This is a genomic window from Streptomyces sp. SID3212, assembly GCF_009865405.1.
Taxonomy (GTDB): domain Bacteria; phylum Actinomycetota; class Actinomycetes; order Streptomycetales; family Streptomycetaceae; genus Streptomyces.
In genome coordinates, this window is the sequence record NZ_WWJY01001119.1 from 1 (window position 1) to 2861 (window position 2861).

At 74.3% G+C, this 2861-nt stretch carries 3 protein-coding genes; all 3 read right to left on the bottom strand.

Annotated features, from left to right (window positions below; translation table 11 throughout):
• Positions 1–572 (bottom strand): glycosyltransferase (locus tag GT042_RS33235; protein ID WP_161312407.1); only part of this gene is annotated, 572 nt, incomplete at its 3' end.
• A gap of 47 nt (positions 573–619) precedes the next feature.
• Positions 620–1018, bottom strand: a complete 399-nt coding sequence (locus tag GT042_RS33240; RefSeq protein ID WP_161312405.1) for a 6-carboxytetrahydropterin synthase — start codon at positions 1016–1018, stop codon at positions 620–622.
• Positions 1019–1197: 179 nt separating this feature from the next.
• Positions 1198–2196, bottom strand: coding sequence for a zinc-binding alcohol dehydrogenase (locus GT042_RS33245; RefSeq protein WP_161312406.1), 999 nt, complete (start codon positions 2194–2196; stop codon positions 1198–1200).
• Between the last annotated feature and the right edge of the window lie 665 nt (positions 2197–2861).

Below are 2861 nucleotides of genomic sequence, written 5' to 3' on the forward strand. Positions count from 1 at the left end.
GCCGCGCCCCGGGACGGGGCCGTACCCGCGGCCGTGCTCCCGGCCGCGCTCCGGGACGGAGGCGTACCCACAGCCGTACCCACGGCCGACCCCCGGGACAGCGGGGCGGTGTCCGTGCCCGGTGGGGCCACGTGGACGCGGGACGCGGGGAGGTCGTGGAGGGTGATCAGGCGGGTCGCCGCCCACGTGCTCGTGGCGATCACCGCCGATACCGCGTGCAGGGTGCGGCGCTCGGCGGCGTTCAGTTCCGCCGCGCGTTCGGGGGTGAGGCCCGTCTCGTCCGCCAGGGGGAGGTGCACCAGCACCGCCAGGCGCAGGCGGGTGGCCTCAGGGACGACGACGTCCGGGGCCGCGCAGGCCACCAGGCCGTCCAGGAGGACCACGCTGCCGTCCGCCGACTCCGCCAGGATCCGGGCCAGTTCGGCGCGCGCCTCCGGGCCCGGGTCGGGCCAGGTGCCGGCGACCGCGTGTTCGTGGACCGGCCAGCCGGCGCGGGGCAGTTCGCCGCACACCCGGCGGTCGTAGCGGTTCCCGCCGCTCGGCGCCGCCGGATCGTCGACGCCACCGGGCATCACCACCCGCACGGAGCGTGCGGGCGCCACGGTGGCGCCGGCGGGGTTCACAGCGCCCGCTCGTAGCTCGCCCAGGCGATGTGGGACTCGTGCAGGGTGACGGAGACGGCCGTCAGGCCGCGCGCGCCCTCGCCAAGGACCCCGGCGTGCACCCGGTCGGCGAGGCGGTCGGCGATGACCTTCGCCAGGAACTCCGTCGACGTGTTGATGCCGGCGAACTCGGGCAGGTCGTCCAGGTTCCGGTAGGTGAACTCGCCCACCACGGCGCCCAGTTCTTTCGTCGCCAGACCGATGTCCACGACGATGTTGTCCGCGTCCAGCTCGGGCCGCTTGAAGGTGGCGTCCACCAGGAACGTCGCTCCGTGCAGGCGCTGCGCGGGCCCGAAGACCTCCCCGTGGAAGCTGTGGGCGATCATGAGGTGCTCGCGGACGGTGACGCTGAACAACGGATGACCCTCCAGGTCCTCGGTCTGACGTGCCTACGTAGGTACTCCTGTCGGAATTCCTGCCAGGGCTGCTGCCAGGGTTTCCGCCAGGGTTGTTCGTCTGCTGGTACGGCGATCGGTTCTGCTGGTACGGCGATTAGTACGGTCGACGCCCGCCACGTGTTCAACCCGCACGCGGTTCAGCTCCCGGCGGGCTCCGCCACGGGACCGTACAGGACGCGGTGGCACAGTCCCGGCACCTCGCCCCCGGCGATTCCGGCGAGTACACGCGGCAGCTCCTCGAAGGCGCATTCGCCGGTGACGAGCGCGTCGAACGCCGGGTCGGCGAGCAGGTAGAGCGACAGCGCCAGCCGGTCGGCGAAGGTCCGCCGCGAGCGCCGGGCCGCCGACACCATGCCCACCTGGCTGCTGCGCAGCACGAGCCGGCCGGAGTGGAACGCCTCGCCCAGCGGCACGCTGATCCGCCGGTCGCCGTACCAGCTCAGCTCCAGCACCGTGCCCTCCGGAGCGAGGAGTTCCAGCGAGCGCGCGAGCCCCGCCTCGGTGGCGCTGGCGTGGACCACCAGGTCACAGTCGCCCAGCGCGTCCGCGGGGAGCGCGAAATCCACGCCCAGAGCGTGGGCGACGGCGGCGCGGCCGGGGTCGGCGTCGACCAACTGGACGCGTACGGCGGGATACCGGGCGAGGACGGCGGCCACGGACGCGCCCACCATGCCCGCCCCGATCACCGCGATCCGGTCACCGAGCAGGGGCGCGGCGTCCCAGACGGCGTTCACCGCGGTCTCCACCGTCCCGGCCAGGATCGCCCGCCCGGCGGGGACGCCGTCCGGGACCGGGGTGACCGCGCTCGCGGGGACGACGTAGCGGGTCTGGTGCGGGTAGAGGCAGAAGACCGTACGGCCGAGCAGGCGCGCGGGGCCCCCCTCGACGAGGCCGACGTTGAGGTAGCCGTACTTCACGGGCCCGGGGAAGTCGCCGTCCTGGAACGGGGCGCGCATCGCGGCGTGCTGACTCTCCGGCACGCCCCCGCGGAAGACCGTGGACTCCGTACCCCTGCTCACGCCGGAGCAGAGCGTGCGCACCACGACGTCGTCGTCGCCCGGTTCCGGCAGGACGACATCCCTGATCTCGCCGTGCCCGGGGGCGCGGAGCCAGAATGCGCGGGCCTTGCGCTCCATGTGGTGTCCTCCTGGACCTGAACGCTCGGGGAGCGGTTTGCGTAGTGCTGGTTACGAGGCCGCGATCACCGTACGCGGCACGCATCGAGTCGGCCACACAGCCGGGGTGAACGGTGAACATGTACAACACGCACGTACCTGTCCAGCGCGGCGCCGGGGCTCCTGGGGCCGCTGGTCTCCCCTTGCTGCCTGGTCTGTCTGGTCTATCTGGCCTGTCTGCTCTGCCTGGGCTGCCCGCCCTGCCCGCCCTGCCCGCCCTGCCGGGCGTGCCCGGCCTACCTGGTCTGCCCGGGCTGTCTGCGATACCGGCGATACCTGGGATTCCGGGGGGCGCAGGGGGCGCTGGGGTGGCTGGGGCTGCTGGACTGCCGGGGGTCGGCGGCGTTGCGGGGGCCGCCGGGTTCCCGGGAGCTGCTGGGGTCGCCGGGCCCTCAAGGGGCGTGGGGGTCGCGGCGGTCGCGTCTGCCGGCGGAGTCGCCAGGACCGCCGGGTTGCCGGGGGCCGCCGGGATGCCCCGGGTGGCGGGGCTCACCGAGGCGGTCGGGATGCTCGGGATACCGGGGGCCCTGGGGGCGCCGGGAGCGGCGGGAGCCGTGGGTACGACGGGTGCGGCGGGTACGGCGGGTACGACGGGTACGGCCGGGACATCCCGGGCTCCGCGCCCG

Bases quoted from the DNA above. Each gene is read 5' to 3' on its own strand.
- GT042_RS33245 (WP_161312406.1), bottom strand. From the start codon at position 2,196: ATGGAGCGCAAGGCCCGCGCATTCTGGCTCCGCGCCCCCGGGCACGGC.